Origin of the sequence: Mesonia algae (genome assembly GCF_003253545.1) — a bacterium.
GTDB lineage: Bacteria > Bacteroidota > Bacteroidia > Flavobacteriales > Flavobacteriaceae > Mesonia > Mesonia algae.
This window is the reverse complement of record NZ_QKYV01000007.1, coordinates 135,658-152,462: the sequence shown is the minus strand read 5'-3', so window position 1 is coordinate 152,462 and position 16,805 is coordinate 135,658. Positions and strand designations below refer to the sequence as shown.

Genomic DNA, 16,805 nt, shown 5'->3' with positions numbered 1-16,805 from the left:
AGCAAAATTACACTAAAATCTACATAGTAACGTGAAGTAATTTACAATTTTCAGATTTAATTTCAATTTCCTTCAAACTTGCCGGAATTAAAAGGCTTTCTCCTAATCTAATTTCTTCCTTTCCTAATTCGTATTCAATTTGCGCCTCTCCTTCTACACACATTAGGATAACAAAGCAATCTTCATTTATTGGTAGTTTAAAACTATTATGTTCTGTTATGTAAAGTAACTGAGTAGTAAAATAAGAACAGTTTACCAAAGAAGTTAGTTCATTTTTTTTAAGGTTATAATCTACCTTATAATCATCATTACTTTCATAATCTATAGTTTCTAAAGCTAAATCTGTATGAAGGTCTCTTTTCTCTCCATCTATTCCTTCTCGATTATAATCATAGATACGATAGGTTATATCTGATGTTTCCTGTATTTCAGCTAATAAAACTCCAGAACCAATAGCGTGAATTAAACCTGCTTTAATGAAAAAGGTCTCACCGCTTTCTACAACTTCTTTATTTAAAATCTCTTCTAAAGATTCTTCTTTTAAATGTAATAAATAGTCTTCTTTACTTATCCCTTTTTGAAAACCAGTAACTATTTTTGCTTGAGAATCGGCTTGAACAATATACCACATCTCCGTTTTCCCTAAAGAATTGTGCCTTTTTGAAGCTATCTCATCCCCAGGATGTACTTGAACAGAAAGGTTTTCTTTAGCATCAATAAATTTTATTAGTAATGGAAAATTATCTTTAAACTTGCGGTAAATGCTATTGCCAACAAGCTTTTCTTTATAAGTTTTAATTAGTTGTTGAAGACTCTCTCCTTTTAAAGGTCCGTTTTCTACAATAGAAATATCACCTTCAACTCCACTAATTTCCCAACTCTCTCCTATTTTATCTCCTACTTTGTCTTTTGCTAAAACTGTATGTAGCTTTTCTCCGCCCCAAACTTTTGGTTTTAAAATAGGTGTAAATTTTAAAGGATATAGTACTTTTTCTTTCATTCAAACTCTCCTTTATAAGAAACAAAATTTCGAGGAGTTTCGTATAAAACAACTTCTAAACTTAAGTGATTCTCTAATTTAGATTTTAATTTTTGCCAAATAAAAACTACGATGTTTTCTGCAGTAGGATTTAAGTTTTTAAATTCTAGAATATCTACATTAAGATTTTTATGATCTAAATAATCTTCTATTTCAGTTTTAATTAAATCTTTTAATACCTTCAAGTCCATAACAAAACCCGTCTCTTCATCGATGTTTCCAGTAACAGAGACAATAAGTTCATAATTGTGACCATGGTAATTAGGGTAACTGCATTTACCAAAAACCTTTAGGTTTTTTTCATCGCTCCAGTCTTTTCTAAACAATCTATGAGCGGCATTAAAATGTGCTTTTCTGCTTACGGTTACTGCCACTACGAAATGAAATTATAATATTTATCGAAAATAATTTTAAACCAAGCTGTATATTTTTCTGGATGATTATTCATATCCTTTTTGATATCCTCTAAACTCATCCATTTCCAACTGGCAACCTCATCTGGATTAATTTTAGGCTCTTCATTGTAATGACCTACAAGTATGTAGTCATATTCATGTTCGCTTAAGCCATTATCAAAAGGGGCTTTATAAATAAAAGACGTTACTTCTTTTAGATCGGTTTGGAAACCCATCTCTTCCATTAATCTTCTTTTTCCTGCCTCTACATTGGTCTCTCCCTCTTTTTGGTGGCTACAACATGTATTGGTCCATAAGCCTGGGGAGTGGTATTTTGAGAGTGCTCTTTGCTGAATCATGACTTCATTCTTGTCATTATATACAAAAACTGAAAATGCACGATGTAGTAGTGCTTTTTCATGAGCTTCAATTTTCTCCATCAAGCCAATTTGCTCATCATTTTCATTGACTAAAATTACTTTCTCTTCCATAGAAATCAAAAGTACAAAATTGTATTTCTATTTCATAGGAATAAAAGAAGGCTTATCGTTAAAAACGTTCTTTCCCACGAAGACCTACAACAAAAGCGCCATCAAAACCTTTTTTTCTTAATTCTAGTTTATAAGCATCTGCTTCTTCTCGGGTTTTAAATTGTCCAGAAAAGTATCTTCTATAACCATCGGGATACGAATAATAGAATACGCTAGTCAAAGATTTGTGCTTAATTACAGGGTTTTTACTACTCCCAGCTACAATTTGAACTGTAAATACCTCTTGCGGATTTGAGCTCTCAAAATCATAACCTTTAGTAGTTAACATTTTTTCCGAGGCATCGTTACTTCTATTAACCTCTTCATTGTTACGAGCTACAATTTCTCTTCGCATTTCTTTTGGAGTTTCATTCTCATTAAGAATAATAAACTCTGACCTTCTATTAAGTTGATGCTGCTCTTCGGTACAATCGGCATTATTATCGCAACCGTTGATCAATTGGGTTTCTCCATATCCCTTTCCTGTGACTCTGCTTTTATCAATTCCTTTTTGAACTAGATAATTAACGGTTGCTTTTGCTCTTTTGTCTGAAAGCAACAAATTATAAGCGTCACCACCACGACTATCACTATGAGAACGGATATCAATTTTCATTTGAGAATATTTCCTTAATACCGCTAAAACTTTTTGTAGTTCTACCTCTGCATCGGGTCTAATATTGGTTTTATCTAAATCAAAATAAATAGGGTCTAATTGTAACAAGTTTCTTAAATCATCTCCTTTTCCTGCTTTAGTAACTCCGAGTTCCTCTCCTCTTTCCATATTAACAGAAGGAATTTGAATATTCTTTTCAAACTCAGATCCAGACCTTAATAATTCTTCAGCGGTTTCATAACTTTCTTTAGAAACTCTAATGATATAACGCGTATCACAATCTAATGTAAATTCGTATTCACCATTTTCATTAGTTTCGGTATCTTTTAAAAAGTTTAAATCTTCATCAAATAATTCTACCTTCACTCCAGGAATTGGAGTTTCAGTTTCAGTTTCGGTAATGGTACCATTTACATATTGCTGGCAAGAAGTAATAAGATCTTCATTTTGTTTGAAATAGTAGATATCATCTTCACCCATTCCTCCTTCGCGGTTACTTGCAAAGAATCCATTTTTATCATTTTTCCCTAAGACAAAATTAAAATCATCCTTAGAACCATTGATGGGACGACCAACATTAAAAACCTCTCCAAATGACCCATCTTTTTTAAGAACGCTTACAAAAACATCTAATCCGCCAAGGCCAATATGACCATTGCTGGAGAAATAGAGTTCATTTTTTTTATTAATATAAGGAAATGTTTCTCTTCCCTCTGTATTTATTTGATTTCCTAAATTTTTTGGTTCTCCAAAAGTACCATCTTCATTGATTGAAACCACATAAATATCTGACATACCAATGGTTCCTGGCATATCTGAAGAAAAATATAATTTGGTTTCATCTACATTTAATGTAGGGTGAGCTACAGAATATTCATCATTATTAAATGGAAGTTCTACTGGTGTTTTCCACTCAGCTGAAACGCTATCTCGCTCTGCTTTATATATCTTTAAGAAATTGATTCCTTCATCACTCTTACCGTACTTTTTATTGTTATAGTTATTTCTGGTAAAATATATAGTAAGTTGATCTTGAGTAAGGCAAGCCGAAGATTCGTGGAATTTTGAGTTAATTACTTCCGACATTAAAGTAGGTTCACCTTCTAATTCATTTTCATCGTTAATTGGTATTGTATATAAATCTAAGTAAGGTTGTTTGTTCCATTCGTGAATACGCTTTACGGAAGAAGGCGTTTCTCTATTAGATGCAAAAATTAATGTTTGATTATTTATTTGCGGAGAAAAATCGGATAGTTTTGAATTTATGGGTGCTATCTCAACATCGAATTTTCCTGACTGAAGCTCTATTAATTCTAAGTAATTACGTTCTCCTTTTAATAATTCTACCCTAGAATCTGTTTCACTTAACTTTTCAAACTCTAATAAAACCTCATCAGATTTTTTGTATTGCTGATCGCTTTTTAAGGCCATTGCATATCTAAAAAGATACTCTTTTTCTAATTCTGAATTTTTAAGTACGTATAATTCTTCATACCATTTTAAAGCGTTGGGAAGGTCACCATTAAAGTAATAAGAATCGCCTAGTTTTTTAAATAAATTTTCAGATTTATACCCCGCTTCAGCTACTTCTAGATAGATTTCTCGTGCATCAATAAAGGCGTATCTATCAAACATTTTATCGGCTTCTTTCAATTTTTCTTCTTGTGCTTCAGTAAAAAAGCAGCTTAAGAAAAGTGAAAAGAAAACTAAATATTTATATATATTTTTACTCATAGCAATAAGTTTAGAAAAATCGAGGAGTTAGCATCTTGTTGTATTTTTTAAACAACTCAAACCTTAGAAAAACTTCAAAACTCCCATCATTATAATTTGTATATTTTGTCGTATCTGTATCATAAGCAAAACCCAACATCCAAGCATCTGTAAATTGGAAAGCTACCAATCCACTTAAAGCAGCATCCCATCTATAGGCAGCTCCTAAAGTCAATTTCTCATAGAGTAAAAAGTTAGCCGAAACATCTACTTGCAGAGGAGCCCCTTCTGTCATTTTGGTTAAAAGAGTTGGCTTTAATTTTAAATCACTTGAAAGGTCAAACACATAGCCTCCTGTTAAATAATAACTAATCCTTTCTTTAGCAACCGTATTAGAGTTACTATTATTAGACTGGTCAAAATGTTTGGTTTCTAAAACATTTGGTACACTTAAGCCTACATAATAATTCTCTGCAAATAATAAAGCACCCAACCCAAACTGCGGAGAGAATTTATTATCTACATTGCTCTGAAAATTTGGGTCTGTATTATCAAAAATATCTAGTTTAGAATAATCTACATCCAATAAATGAGCTCCAGCTTTTATTCCAAAATTCAATTGACTTTCTCTTCCTACTTCTATCCCGTAACTGTAACTCGCATCTATATAGGTTTGGCGAGAAGGTCCTATGGCATCATTGGTTATATTTAAACCTATTCCCATTAAGTTTTTGGTAATGGGTGTATGAGCACTTAAGGTTTGAGTTGTAGGTGCGCCATCTACGCCAACCCATTGTGAACGATGAAGTAATACCGCACTCAACACCTCACGTGAACCAGCATAAGCAGGGTTTATGCTCAATGTATTGTACATATATTGAGTATATTGGGCGTCTTGCTGTGCCTTTACGGAAGAAGAAATTCCCACACAAAAAGAGATTGCTATAATGATACCAATTAGCTGACGCATAAATTGTGATTCTTTTTAATTAATATATAAGTATCCATCTATCTTTTTTAAGTCTCCAAGTTCATCTCTATACTCCATAAAGTAGAAGTACGTTCCTGTAGGAAGCTGCTCATCTTTTCCTAAAGTAGCTCTTCCTTCACTTAGACCTTTAAATAATTTTCCGTTTTGGCCATAATTTATTGCCTCATAAACCACAACTCCCCATCTATTCAAAATAGTCATTTTATTATCTGGATATCGATCAATTCCTTGAATGTATAAGAAATCATTCTTTCCATCATTGTTGGGAGTAATTGCATTAAAAACTTTTAATCGCTCTAAATAAAAGCCATCTAACTCATTATTTACATCTCCTGAAGTTACTGTAATCATGGTTGGGTTGCTTCCTTGAGTTTGAGTAGTGTATTCTGGAAAATCTAAATCATTTGTTTGTATAAAACTTAATGCGTTACCTAAAGGCACTAGAGCTTCCCAATCCCCATTCACATCTGACTCTACCGTTTGAGTAATTCCTAAGGCATCTGATATTTCTACATCAATATTCGGAATACTAGGTTCATTTGAATCTTGCATGCTATTCCCGTTAACATCCTCGTAAATATGACCCGTAATACGCTCTGTAGACAACTCAGTTACATAAAACCCGTCTACTTCCATCAAAGAAGTTCCTAATACAATAACATTACTTGTTGGATTATCACCTTCTGTCTGAACAGCATTAGCAGGGAAATCTATATCATTAGTTTGTATGGTAGTGGTTACATTTCCTAATGGAAGAGATATGCTCCAATCTCCATTAGCATCAGATGTAACAATATGAATTGCATTATTAGCGTCTATTACTTTAATATCTATATTTGGTAGATCTGGTTCATTTGGATCCTGACTAAAGCTGCCGTCTAAATCTAAATAAATATGTCCTGAATAATTTTGATTATTAATAGGTACCTCAAAACCATCATCTGGCTCATTGGTGTTAACATTGTTTACTACCACTGTACTGGTGGGGTTCGTTCCTTCAGTTTGTGTGGCTCCTATTGGAAAGTCTGGATCTGAAAAATCTATGTCGCTTGTTGCTACTCCTTCTGGTAAAATAGCCTGCCAATTCCCGGTAACGTCGGTAACTACAGTTTGAATAATCCCAAGGGCATCCGTAATTTCTACATCTATATTTGCTAAATCTGGTTCTCCTGCCTCTTGATTTCCGTTTCCGTTAAGGTCATTATATAAATGTCCATTTAAAGTTCCTGTTTGAGTTCCTGTAAAATTAAACCCATCATCTGGCTCATTAGTTGTAACATTAAGTACCACTACAGTAGTCGTAGGGTTAGTTCCTTCGGTTTGAGTAGCTCCAGCTGGAAAATCGGGATCTGTAAAGTCTATATTACTTGTTGCGGGACCTTGTGGTAAAGATGCTTGCCAGTCTCCATTAGCATCTGTTACTACTATTTGCACAATCCCTAAAGCATCGATAATCTCTACATCTATATTTGGTAAATTTGCTTCGCCAGGTTCTTGATTTCCATTAGCATTAACGTCATTATATAAATGTCCCTTTAAAGTTCCTGTAGTAGAAGTAGGAATTGTAAAACCATCATTTACCTCCGCAGTAGTAATATTAGCTACCACAAGTGTAGTGGTAGGATCTGTACCTTCGGTTTGTATAAATAATGGGTTATAATTTGGATCATTCTCATCTATATTTGAAATGGTATTTCCTACTGGAACATTAACACTCCAATCTCCATTTACATCAGTTGTCAAGATTTGGATTACTCCTAATACATTTGTAATTTCTACATCAATATTAGGTAAGTTTGGCTCTCCCGTGTCTTGAGTACTATTACCATTAAGGTCTTCATATAAATGGCCTGTTAATGTACCTACAGCTAAACCTGAATCTTGAAAACCATCGTTTACTTCGTTAGAGGTTGTATTTGCGACTACATTTGTTGTGGTAGGATCTGTACCTTCGGTTTGTACAAAAGCAGGGTTAAAATCGGGGTCACTTTCATCTATATTTGAAATAGTATTCCCTACTGGAACTGTAATCGACCAATTTCCATTTACATCGGTTGCAATAGTTTGAGCTAAGCCTAGAACATTGGTAATCATCACATCTATATTAGGTAAATTTGGCTCACCTGAATCTTGAGTTGCATTTCCGTTAAGGTCTTCATATAAATGTCCTTCTAAGATCCCGTTTTGTAAATTAGGAATGGTAAATCCATCTGGTGTTTCGGCAGTGCTATTATTTGCAATAACATTTGTTGTGGTTGGATCTGTACCTTGAGTTTGTATAGCACCTAAAGGGAAATCGGGATCGGTTTGATCTATATCTGAAATCGTATTGCCTTCAGGAACCACAATACTCCAATCTCCATTAGCATCAGATACTACCGTTTGCATTATCCCTAGAACATTTGTAATTTCTATATCTATATTGGGTAAATTTGGTTCACCCGCATCTTGTATTCCATTTCCATTTACATCATAATAAAGATGGCCTGTTAAAGTTCCATTTGTTAATGTAGGTATTACAAAACCATCATTAGTTTCTGCAACTACCGTATTACCTATTACCAACGTTGTGGTAGGATCTGTACCTTCAGTTTGCATAGCGCCAGTTGGAAAATCGGGATCGGTTTCATCAATATTTGATGTTGTATTGCCTTCAGGAACTACAATTCCCCAATTCCCGTTCACATCAGTGGTTACAGTTTGGGTGATCCCTAAGACATTTGTAATGTTTACATCTACATTAGGCAAGTTAGGTTCTCCTAAATCTTGTGTTCCATTACTATTGGTATCATAATATAAGTGTCCCGTTAACGTACCATCAATTAAGGTAGGTACCACAAAACCATCATTGGTTTCAGCAATTGTATTATTGGGAGTTACTAAAGTAGTTGTAGGATCTGTACCTTCAGTTTGTATAGCGCCAGCAGGAAAATCGGGATCGGTTTCATCAATATTTGATGAGGTGTTACCTATAGGAACATTTACACTCCAGTTTCCAGCTATATCGGTTACTACAATTTGCACAATGCCCAAGGCATCAGTAATTTCTACATCAACGTTAGGTAAATTAGGTTCTCCTGGATCTTGAGTTCCATTACTATTGGTATCATAATACAAATGTCCTGTTAAAATACCTTCTTCAAAAAAGCCATCATTTAACAATCCATCGTCACTTACGGTTTGCCCTGTAATCACGTTTGTAATTGTAGGATCTGTACCTTCCGTTTGCATAGCGCCAGTGGGGAAATCGGGATCAGATTGATCAATATCTGACTCTGTTGAACCTGCAGGTACGTTAACTGACCAATCTCCATTCGCATCTGTTACCACAATTTGTTGATTGTTTAACGCATCTGTAATCATTACATCGACGTTAGGCATATCTGGCTCTGAAGTATCTTGAGTTCCATTTCCGTTAAGGTCAAAATACAAATGTCCTTCTAAAGTTCCTACCTCGTAAAAACCGTCATTTAATATTCCGTCGTCACTTACGGTTTGGTTTATTAAAACGGTTGAAATGGTTGGATTCGTTCCTTCGGTTTGCGTAGCTCCTGTAGGGAAATCTGGATCATTTACATCTATTAATGCTGTAGTATTTCCTACAGAAGTTAAAATACTCCAATTTCCATTAGCATCAGTGGTAACCGTAATTATTTGCCCTGTTGAAGTGGTTATTATTACATCTACATTAGGCATATCTGGCTCGCCAGCATCTTGTTGTCCGTTACCATTAACATCAAAATAAACGTGACCTTCTAAAGTTCCTGATTCATAGAACCCATCATTCAACACGCCATCATCACTTACTATTTGAGCATTTATTACCGTAGTGGTTGTTGGGTTAGTCCCTTCAGTTTGTGTAGCTCCTGTAGGGAAGTCTGGATCATTAATATCTATGGTTGAAGTTGTAGGTCCAGCCGGCAAAACAATTGACCAGTTTCCATTAACATCTGTTACTACAATATGAATATTTCCTAATGAGTCTACAACCTCTACATCTACATTAGGCATATTTGGTTCACCAGCATCTTGCGTTCCATTTCCGTTAAGGTCAAAATAAACATGTCCTTCTAAAACTCCTTCTAGATAAAAACCATCGTTATCTGTAAAGTTATTTTGATTAGAAATAACCGTTACCGTTGTAGGATCTGTCCCTTCGGTTTGAATGGCGCCTGTAGGAAAATCTGGATCGGTTTGATCTATCGCGACTGTAACATATACTGCTGCGACGGTTGCCATCCAATCTCCATTAGCATCTGTAGTTACTGTAATGACAGTTCCAAATTCATCGGTAATATCAATATCTACATTAGGCATGTTGGGTTCACCTGGGTCCTGCTGACCGTTTCCATTAATATCGAAATATAAATGACCGCTTACTTGCCCTTCAAAATAATAACCGTCTTTGCCTGCATTATTATTTATGTTTGCTACAGCAGTAAGCACTTGGGGATCTACCCCTTCAGTTTGAATATAACCTAAAGGTAAATCGGTATTATCGATACTTACATTTACAGTTCCCGGAGCGACAACAGCCATCCAATCTCCATTAGCGTTTGTAGTTACCGCTTGAGATGTGCCTGCAGAATCAAAAATGATAACATCTATGTTATTAAGCCCAGGATCCAAAGTTTCTTGTATACTATTGCCGTTTCTATCTCGGTATACCCGACCAGAAACAGTAGTTACCACCATTAAATCACTAGGTAGTGATAGAGAGCTAGAATTAAATATTGGGGAGATATTAATTTCTTGATCTTGACTTGCTAAATTTTCAATTCCTAAAAATAAAAATGTAACAAAAAAAAAGACACTTTGTAAAAATCCTTTCATAGAAAGAAAATATTTAGTCGTTATTAAAAAATGACTTTCAGCATATTAATCTTTTTGTATTTGTAGTACATAAAAGATTCTCGGGGCATCTACATAGTCTCAAAATTGCAGGATAAAGGTAAATAATTTTTAACAGAATTTAAGAAAATAACATTTAAATAATAGTCAATATTATATTTTCTTTAAGCCTTTTGTAAGAAACTTTGCTCCAGCTTTTTAAAAACAATACATTTGCAAAATGAAATTAATTGACGAAATAAATAAAAGGAGAACCTTTGGTATTATCTCCCACCCCGATGCAGGTAAAACCACTTTAACTGAAAAACTACTTCTTTTTGGAGGAGCTATTCAAGAAGCTGGTGCTGTAAAATCTAATAAAATTAAAAAAGGGGCTACAAGTGATTTTATGGAAATTGAACGCCAAAGAGGAATTTCTGTAGCTACCTCTGTTTTGGCTTTTGAATACCGAGATATTAAAATAAATATCCTAGATACTCCAGGACACAAGGATTTTGCCGAAGACACCTTTAGAACTCTTACCGCTGTAGATAGTGTAATTGTGGTGATAGACGTTGCAAAAGGAGTCGAAGAACAAACCGAAAAACTTGTGGAGGTTTGTCGTATGCGAAATATCCCAATGATTGTTTTTATTAATAAAATGGACCGCGAAGGGAAAGATGCTTTTGATTTATTAGACGAAATCGAGCAAAAGTTACATCTTAGAGTTACCCCTCTCAGTTTCCCTATCGGTATGGGCTATGACTTTAAAGGAATCTACAATATTTGGGAGAAAAATGTAAATCTTTTTACTGGAGATCCAAGGAAAGATATTGAAGAAACTATAGAAATTTCTGACTTAAGCAATCCTGAACTTGATGACCTTATCGGAAATAAAGCCGCAGACACTTTAAGAGAGGAAGCCGAGTTAGCTCAAAGTGTCTATCCTCCTTTTAATCAAAAAGAATATACCGAAGGACATTTGCAACCTGTATTTTTTGGATCTGCATTAAATAATTTTGGGGTTCGTGAGCTTTTAGATTGTTTCGTAGATATTGCTCCAGCTCCCCGACCAAAAGAAAGCGATACAAGAATCGTAAATCCTGAAGAAAAAGAATTTACTGGTTTTGTGTTTAAAATACATGCTAATATGGATCCTAAGCACAGAGATCGATTGGCTTTTATAAAAATTGTTTCAGGAAAGTTTGAAAGAAATGTCCCTTATTTACACGTTAGGCACAATAAAAAATTACGTTTTAGCAGTCCCAATGCTTTCTTTGCGGAAAAAAAGGAGATTGTAGACGTTTCTTATCCTGGTGATATTGTGGGTCTTCATGATACTGGAAATTTTAAAATTGGAGATACACTTACACAAGGAGAAGAATTAAATTATAAAGGAGTACCTAGTTTTTCACCAGAACATTTTAGATATATTAACAATGCTGATCCTATGAAATCTAAGCAACTGGAAAAAGGAATTGACCAGTTGATGGATGAAGGAGTGGCTCAGCTGTTTCGCTTAGAGTTAAATAATAGAAAAATTATAGGTACGGTTGGTGCATTACAATATGAAGTAATTCAATACCGCTTAGAACATGAATATGGAGCAAAATGTACTTACGAAAACCTAAATGTACATAAAGCTTGCTGGATTGAACCTGAAGATGAAAAAAGCGAAGAGTTTGCTGACTTTAAACGTGTAAAAGCTAAATTTTTAGCCAAAGATAAGCGTGGACAATTGGTGTTTCTTGCCGACTCTCAATTTTCTTTACAAATGACAGAACAAAAATATAAGCATATTAAATTCCATTATACTTCGGAGTTTTAAGCTTTATATTCGAATATGAATTAAAAAAACCTAACTATTACAGTTAGGTTTTTTATTTTTAGCACAGTCTCTCGTTCGGAAATAGCGACACATTATATCTTTGTGTATCGCTATTCTGGAAAGAAAAAACTTTAATATAAAAAAACTCCGAAGCTTTCGCTTCGGAGTTTTTTATTTTTATGCTTGTCCCGTTGGACCAAAATTTAACGGAATAGGTGGTTTATCATAATCTTTTATTTCGCCGTGAGCTTGTTCAAACCTTTGAATATTATCTCCTAAAGCTTTTAAAAGCCGCTTTGCGTGTTGTGGAGTTAAGATAATTCTAGACTTCACTTTACTTTTTGGTGCTCCAGGCATAATATTTACAAAATCAACAACAAATTCAGATGGAGAATGATTAATAATCGCCAAGTTACTATACGTTCCTTGTGCGGTTGCTTCATCTAACTCAATATTAAGTTGATTTTTTTTATTCTTGGTTTCTTCACTCATAACGCTATATTAATTATAGTTTACCTCTTGTTTCTTTTCCATCATTTCGTTTAACTCTTCTTTAGAACCTACAATAATATTATCGTATTCTCTAAGACCTGTTCCTGCTGGGATTCTATGTCCTACAATTACATTTTCTTTCAATCCTTCTAAGGTATCTACTTTACCACTTACCGCAGCTTCGTTCAATACTTTAGTCGTTTCCTGGAATGATGCTGCAGAAATAAATGACTTGGTTTGTAGAGATGCTCTAGTAATACCTTGTAAGATTGGTGTTGCAGTTGCTGGCTGTGCCTCTCTTGCTGTTGCCAACTCTTTATCTGCTCTTCTTAAGATAGAATTCTCATCTCTTAATTCTCTAGCAGTAACGATTTGACCTGGCTTAAGGTTTTCACTATCTCCAGCATCTTCAACAACTTTTTTACCGAAAATCTCATCATTCTCTTCAATAAAGTCTGATTTGTGAACCAATTGATTTTCTAAGAAAATAGTATCTCCAGAATCTTGAATCTTAACTTTACGCATCATTTGACGTACTACTACCTCAAAGTGCTTATCGTTAATTTTCACCCCTTGTAATCGGTAAACCTCTTGAACTTCATTCACTAAATACTGTTGTACAGCACTTGGCCCTTTAATGTTTAAGATATCTTCTGGAGTTATAGAACCATCAGATAATGGCATTCCCGCACGAACATAATCGTTTTCTTGAACTAAAATTTGATTAGAAAGTTTAACTAAATACTTCTTAACCTCTCCTAGTTTAGACTCTACGATAATTTCACGGTTACCACGCTTGATTTTACCAAAAGAAACCACACCATCAATCTCACTCACTACTGCAGGGTTAGAAGGATTACGTGCTTCAAATAATTCTGTTACACGTGGAAGACCTCCTGTAATATCACCTGCTTTAGAAGACTTACGAGGTATTTTAACTAAGATTTTTCCAATCTTAATTTTCTCTTCATCATCCACCATTAAGTGAGCTCCAACTGGTAAGTTATAAGAACGAATTACTTCGTCTCCTTTACCCATAATTAGTAAAGTTGGAATCTTTTTCTTGTTTCTTGATTCAGAAATTACTTTTTCTTGGAAACCGGTTTGCTCATCAGTTTCTACTTGGTAAGTAACTCCTTGTTCAATATTTTCGAATTTAACTCTACCTGCAAATTCAGAAATAATAACACCGTTATATGGATCCCATTGGCAAACTACATCATCACGCTTAATTTTGTCTCCAGCCTTGATAAATAATTGAGCACCATAAGGAATAACGTTTGTACTTAAAACGATATTAGTTTTAGGATCTACAATTTTTAATTCTGAAGTTCTAGAGATGATAATTTCAGCCGTTTCACCTTCTGTATTTTCACCTTTAACAGTCTTAAGATCTTCAATCTCTGCAATACCGTCAAACTTAGCTATTAATTTATTTTCTTCGGAAATGTTTCCTGCAATACCTCCTACGTGGAATGTTCTTAACGTAAGCTGAGTTCCAGGCTCCCCAATAGATTGAGCAGCAACAACACCTACAGCTTCTCCTTTTTGAACAGTTTTTCCCGTTGCTAGGTTTCTACCGTAACATTTTACACAAATACCTTTTTTAGCCTCACAAGTCAATGCAGATCTTACATCTACACTTTCTAAAGCTGAAGCATCTACTTTTGCAGCAATATCTTCGTCGATCTCTACTCCTGCAACAGCAATTACTTCTTGGGTTAAAGGATCTACGATATCATTTAAGGCAGTTCTACCAATGATTCTTTCTGCTAAAGACTCAACGATTTCTTCGTTTTTCTTTAAAGCACTTACATCAATTCCTCTTAAAGTACCACAATCAACTTCACCAACAATAACATCTTGAGATACATCTACTAAACGACGTGTTAAGTAACCTGCATCGGCAGTTTTTAATGCGGTATCGGCAAGACCTTTACGTGCACCGTGTGTTGAGATAAAGTATTCTAAAATTGAAAGACCTTCTTTAAAGTTAGATAAAATTGGGTTTTCAATAATTTCACCTCCACCAGAGTTAGATTTTTTAGGCTTTGCCATTAATCCACGCATACCAGTTAACTGACGAATCTGTTCTTTAGATCCACGTGCCCCAGAATCAAGCATCATATATACTGAGTTGAAACCTTGGTTATCTTCACGAATTCGCTTCATAGCTAATTCAGTAAGATTAGCATTGGTTGCCGTCCAGATATCAATTACTTGGTTATAACGTTCGTTGTTAGTAATAAGACCCATATTATAATTGGCCATAATACCTTCAACTTGCTGATTAGCATCGTCAATCATTTCATATTTTTCTTCAGGAATAATAATATCTCCTAAAGAGAATGAAAGACCACCTCTAAATGCAAATCCGTAACCTAATCCTTTAATATTATCTAAGAATTCTGCAGTTTCAGGAACGCTAGTTACCTTAAGAATATTACCAATAATATCTCTTAAAGATTTCTTGGTTAATACCTCATTGATAAATCCAGCTTTCTCTGGTACTTCTTCGTTGAAAAGTACACGCCCCACCGTAGTTTCAATAATTTGGTAAACTAATTCACCTTTATCATTAAAATCTTTAGCTCTTACTTTTATTGGACTATTTAAGTCTACTTGTTTCTCGTTGTAAGCGATATTAACCTCTTCTGCCGAGTAAAAAGTAAGTCCTTCTCCTTTCATCTTACGCTCTGGAGTAGAAACTCTCATCTTGGTCATATAATAAAGACCAAGTACCATATCTTGAGAAGGTACCGTTACCGGAGATCCATTCGCAGGATTTAAAATATTATGAGAAGCTAACATTAATAGCTGAGCCTCTAAAATAGCTTCTGGTCCTAATGGTAAATGAACCGCCATTTGATCCCCATCAAAATCGGCGTTAAATGCCGTACAAACTAATGGGTGTAATCTAATTGCTTTTCCTTCAATTAATTTTGGTTGAAAAGCTTGAATACCTAAACGGTGAAGCGTAGGAGCACGGTTTAGTAATACTGGATGTCCTTTAAGGACGTTCTCCAAGATATCCCAAACTACAGGCTCTTTTTTATCTATAATTTTCTTTGCAGATTTTACCGTTTTTACGATTCCTCTCTCAATTAATTTTCTAATTACGAAAGGCTTGTAAAGCTCTGCAGCCATATCCTTAGGAAGACCACATTCAAACAATTTCATTTCTGGTCCAACAACAATAACCGAACGTGCTGAATAATCTACACGTTTACCTAATAAGTTTTGACGGAAACGACCTTGTTTTCCTTTTAATGAATCTGATAAAGATTTTAAAGGACGGTTAGAATCTGTTTTTACTGCTGAAGATTTTCTTGTATTATCAAATAATGAATCTACAGACTCTTGAAGCATACGTTTTTCATTACGTAAAATTACTTCAGGAGCTTTAATCTCCATTAATCTCTTAAGACGGTTGTTACGAATAATAACACGTCTATAAAGATCATTTAAATCTGAAGTCGCAAAACGACCTCCATCAAGTGGAACTAATGGACGCAATTCTGGTGGAATTACCGGAACTGCTTTCATTATCATCCACGCTGGTTTATTTTCTTTTCCTTTATTAGCATCACGGAAAGCTTCAACAACTTGTAAACGCTTTAAAGCTTCAGTTTTACGTTGCTTAGAAGTTTCGTTATTTGCTTTATGTCTTAAGTCATAAGAAAGCTCATCTAAATCTAAACGGTTTAAAATATCAATAAGACATTCTGCACCCATTTTTGCGATAAACTTGTTAGGATCTGAATCATCTAAATAAAGATTTTCTTGTGGAAGGGTATCTAATATATTTAAATATTCTTCTTCCGTTAAGAAATCCATTTTTTGCAATGCATCTCCTTCTTCATTCTTAGCAATACCTGGCTGAATTACTACGTATCTTTCGTAGTAAATTATCATATCTAATTTCTTAGAAGGTATTCCTAATAAGTATCCTATTTTGTTTGGTAAAGAACGAAAGTACCAAATATGAGCTACAGGAACCACTAAATTAATGTGTCCTACTCTATCTCTACGTACTTTTTTCTCGGTTACTTCTACACCACAACGGTCACAAACAATCCCTTTGTAGCGAATTCTTTTATATTTACCACACGCACATTCGTAATCCTTTACAGGACCAAAAATACGTTCACAAAACAGTCCGTCACGTTCTGGTTTATGAGTACGGTAATTAATGGTTTCTGGTTTTAACACCTCACCTCTCGATTCAGCCAAAATCGATTCTGGAGAAGCTAAACCTATAGAGATTTTATTAAATCTCTTTTGTTGTGTATTCTTATCGTTATGTCTTGCCATAATATATGGTACTAAAGAATTATTTTAATTTTAGCCTTATAAGAGATGCCTTCACCG

Annotated in this window: 9 protein-coding genes; 1 reads left to right on the top strand and 8 read right to left on the bottom strand. The window is 34.5% G+C overall.

Annotation, left to right across the window (positions count from 1 at the left end; translation table 11 throughout):
* Positions 1-19 precede the first annotated feature (19 nt).
* From LX95_RS12585 to LX95_RS12560, 6 genes are read right to left on the bottom strand one after another with little or no spacing between them, the layout of a single operon-like run.
* The gene (locus LX95_RS12585; protein WP_111541807.1) at positions 20-1,000 is read right to left on the bottom strand and encodes a type I phosphomannose isomerase catalytic subunit; all 981 of its coding nucleotides are present in this window, start codon (positions 998-1,000) and stop codon (positions 20-22) included.
* Positions 997-1,413 (bottom strand): 6-pyruvoyl trahydropterin synthase family protein, encoded by a 417-nt coding sequence (locus tag LX95_RS12580; RefSeq protein ID WP_111541806.1) that lies wholly within the window; start codon positions 1,411-1,413, stop codon positions 997-999. The genes LX95_RS12585 and LX95_RS12580 overlap by 4 nt, the downstream gene beginning before the upstream one ends.
* On the bottom strand, positions 1,413-1,925 hold the full coding sequence (gene idi, locus LX95_RS12575; RefSeq protein WP_111541805.1) for an isopentenyl-diphosphate Delta-isomerase: 513 nt from the start codon (positions 1,923-1,925) through the stop codon (positions 1,413-1,415). The genes LX95_RS12580 and idi overlap by 1 nt, the downstream gene beginning before the upstream one ends.
* Before the next feature lie 58 nt (positions 1,926-1,983).
* Positions 1,984-4,314, bottom strand: coding sequence for an OmpA family protein (locus LX95_RS12570; protein ID WP_111541804.1), 2,331 nt, complete (start codon positions 4,312-4,314; stop codon positions 1,984-1,986).
* Positions 4,315-4,324: 10 nt separating this feature from the next.
* Positions 4,325-5,263, bottom strand: a complete 939-nt coding sequence (locus LX95_RS12565; protein WP_111541803.1) for a PorP/SprF family type IX secretion system membrane protein — start codon at positions 5,261-5,263, stop codon at positions 4,325-4,327.
* Positions 5,264-5,278: 15 nt separating this feature from the next.
* Positions 5,279-10,117 (bottom strand): T9SS type B sorting domain-containing protein, encoded by a 4,839-nt coding sequence (locus LX95_RS12560; RefSeq protein ID WP_111541802.1) that lies wholly within the window; start codon positions 10,115-10,117, stop codon positions 5,279-5,281.
* Positions 10,118-10,355: 238 nt separating this feature from the next.
* Here LX95_RS12560 and LX95_RS12555 point away from each other — a divergent pair, with 238 nt between their 5' ends.
* Positions 10,356-11,942 (top strand): peptide chain release factor 3, encoded by a 1,587-nt coding sequence (locus LX95_RS12555; RefSeq protein ID WP_111541801.1) that lies wholly within the window; start codon positions 10,356-10,358, stop codon positions 11,940-11,942.
* A 177-nt stretch (positions 11,943-12,119) separates the two neighbouring features.
* Here LX95_RS12555 and LX95_RS12550 read toward each other — a convergent pair whose 3' ends face one another.
* Both LX95_RS12550 and rpoC read right to left on the bottom strand, forming a co-directional pair.
* Positions 12,120-12,434 carry a DUF3467 domain-containing protein gene (locus LX95_RS12550; protein ID WP_111541800.1) on the bottom strand — a complete coding sequence of 105 codons (315 nt, stop codon included), beginning with the start codon at positions 12,432-12,434 and terminating at the stop codon, positions 12,120-12,122.
* A 9-nt stretch (positions 12,435-12,443) separates the two neighbouring features.
* Positions 12,444-16,748, bottom strand: coding sequence for a DNA-directed RNA polymerase subunit beta' (gene rpoC / locus LX95_RS12545; RefSeq protein ID WP_111541799.1), 4,305 nt, complete (start codon positions 16,746-16,748; stop codon positions 12,444-12,446).
* Positions 16,749-16,805 lie beyond the last annotated feature (57 nt).

What these genes read in the sequence shown, in the direction of transcription:
- LX95_RS12585 (WP_111541807.1), bottom strand. Translation starts at nt 1,000, where the DNA reads ATGAAAGAAAAAGTACTATATCCTTTAAAATTTACACCTATTTTAAAA.
- idi (WP_111541805.1), bottom strand. Translation starts at nt 1,925, where the DNA reads ATGGAAGAGAAAGTAATTTTAGTCAATGAAAATGATGAGCAAATTGGC.
- LX95_RS12570 (WP_111541804.1), bottom strand. Translation starts at nt 4,314, where the DNA reads ATGAGTAAAAATATATATAAATATTTAGTTTTCTTTTCACTTTTCTTA.
- LX95_RS12565 (WP_111541803.1), bottom strand. Translation starts at nt 5,263, where the DNA reads ATGCGTCAGCTAATTGGTATCATTATAGCAATCTCTTTTTGTGTGGGA.
- LX95_RS12560 (WP_111541802.1), bottom strand. Translation starts at nt 10,117, where the DNA reads ATGAAAGGATTTTTACAAAGTGTCTTTTTTTTTGTTACATTTTTATTT.
- LX95_RS12555 (WP_111541801.1), top strand. Translation starts at nt 10,356, where the DNA reads ATGAAATTAATTGACGAAATAAATAAAAGGAGAACCTTTGGTATTATC.
- LX95_RS12550 (WP_111541800.1), bottom strand. Translation starts at nt 12,434, where the DNA reads ATGAGTGAAGAAACCAAGAATAAAAAAAATCAACTTAATATTGAGTTA.
- rpoC (WP_111541799.1), bottom strand. Translation starts at nt 16,748, where the DNA reads ATGGCAAGACATAACGATAAGAATACACAACAAAAGAGATTTAATAAA.